The organism is Parolsenella sp. (assembly GCF_982402205.1).
Window position 1 is genome coordinate 1 of sequence record NZ_CEVYAT010000199.1, and the last position, 2,118, is coordinate 2,118.

Annotated in this window: 2 protein-coding genes; both read left to right on the forward strand. The window is 67.5% G+C overall.

Features of this window, described 5'->3' with window-relative positions:
• The first annotated feature begins 158 nt into the window (after positions 1-158).
• Positions 159-677, forward strand: a complete 519-nt coding sequence (locus AC1VTH_RS07980; protein ID WP_293824258.1) for a ferritin — start codon at positions 159-161, stop codon at positions 675-677.
• Between the two features lie 184 nt (positions 678-861).
• On the forward strand, positions 862-1,875 hold the full coding sequence (gene gluQRS / locus AC1VTH_RS07985; protein ID WP_481335629.1) for a tRNA glutamyl-Q(34) synthetase GluQRS: 1,014 nt from the start codon (positions 862-864) through the stop codon (positions 1,873-1,875).
• Positions 1,876-2,118 lie beyond the last annotated feature (243 nt).

The window sequence follows — 2,118 nt, forward strand, 5'->3', positions numbered from 1 at the left end:
GGCGCCAAGAAGAGCCTGGGCGGTGGTTGTCCATGGGTCTCCCTCAATTGTTGGCCTAATATGCGTATATCGTACCTGAACGGCCGCGGGGCATAGCCCGGCCGCGGCCGGGGTAGGCTGATTGCCGGCAACGATTAACCACGTGGGAAGGAACGAAGATGGCCATGAACGAGAACGTCGCCAAGGTGCTCGAGAACCAGATCAACAAGGAGCTCTACTCCGCCTACCTCTACCTCACCTTTGCCGACTACTACGAGGACCGCGGCCTCAAGGGCTTTGCCAACTGGTACATGGTCCAGGTCCAGGAGGAGACCGACCACGCCAAGGCGCTTCGCCGCTACCTGCTCGACAACGACTACAAGCCCACGATGGAGGCCATCGACAAGCCCGACAAGACCTTTGAGAACGACCTCGAGCCGCTCGAGGCGGGCCTTGCCCACGAGGAGTACGTTACGAGCCTCATCCACCACTGCTACGAGGTTGCGCAGGAGGCCCACGACATCCGCGCAATGCAGATGCTCGACTGGTTCGTGAAGGAGCAGGGCGAGGAAGAGGCCAACGCCCGCGACATGATCAGCAACATGAAGCTGTTTGGCACCGATCCCAAGGGCCTCTACGACCTCGACCGCGAGTACGCCACCCGCGCCTACGTTGCGCAGACCACGCTGCCGATGTAGCGGGGGACTCGCCCGCCGCGGCAACCCTTGACGAGACGAGCGCCCACGCACCACGGGCCGGCTCCGGCAAGGCGCCGCGAGCAGATTGCGAGCAATATGCGCGGCGGCCGGCTGAGTCGCAGCGCCAACCCGAGGCGCGGGCCTGCCACCACGGCGGGCCCGCGCCTCTGTCATACTGGCAGGCATGGCTAACCAGACTGACACAACCATTCGCCCGGCAACGCCCCCGCGCGTCGTCGGGCGTTTTGCCCCCACGCCCTCGGGCCGCATGCACCTGGGCAACGTCGCCTCGTGCCTTGTGGCCTGGCTGTCTGCCCGCGCGGCGGGCGGGCGCATGGTGCTGCGCATCGAGGACCTCGACCCGCGCGCCCAGAGCCGCGAGCGGGCAAACCTCATCATGGACGACCTGCGCTGGATGGGGCTCGACTGGGACGAGGGCCCCGTGTACCAAAGCGAGCGCGGCGAGCTCTATGAGGCCGCGATCGAGCGGTTGGGCGGCAGTGGCATCCTGGCTGGCACGAGCGGCTTGGGCCTCACCTACCCCTGCTTCTGCACGAGAAGCGAGCTGCACGCCGCAAGCGCGCCGCACGCGAGCGACGGCACGTACGTCTACGCCGGGACGTGCCGCGGGCTGAGCACCGCCAAGGTGACGAGCCGCGCCGAGAGGCGTGCGCCCGCCACGAGGCTGCGCGTGCCCGAGGCCGGCGCGCCCGAGAGTGTCATCGAGTTTTGCGACCTTGCCTTTGGCGAGGTGCGCGAGGACCTTGCTCGCGAGTGCGGTGACTTTCTCGTGAGGCGCAGCGACGGCGTGGTTGCCTACCAGCTGGCCGTTGTGGTCGACGATGCCGAGATGGGCGTGACGCAGGTGGTCCGCGGACGCGACCTTCTGGGCTCCTGCGCGAGGCAGATGTACCTGCAGGACCTTCTTGGCTACGAGAACCCCAGCTATGGTCACGTGCCGCTCCTGGTGACGCCCGATGGCAGGAGGCTCTCCAAGCGCGAGCATGACCTCGACCTGGGAGCGCTGCGCGATCGCCACGCGGGACCGGAGGCCCTGCTGGGCGCCATCGCCAGCAGCCTGGGCCTGGCCGAGAGGGGCGAGGCCGTGAGTGCCGACGCGCTGGTGGGGCGTTTCTCGTGGGAGACCATCGCCGCCCACCGTAGCGACATCGTGGTCGACGAGGGGTTCCTGGAGTAGGGACTGGCGTTGGTGGAGCGGGCCGCAGACCTCGGCCGCGGGGTCGGCGTCGTTTTCGGCCACGCGCAGTACGACTTTGTCGAGAAGCCCGCGTGCTTCTCGGCCGCGCATGGCGCAGCGCCCTATTGGCCCATCGCACTTCTCGGCCACGGGCAGCGATTTGCAAGGCCTCGGGGGGGGTTGGTGCCCACCTTGTGCGCGCCTCATGAGATTCGCGAGTTTGCCACTTTGCGTTTGCGGCGG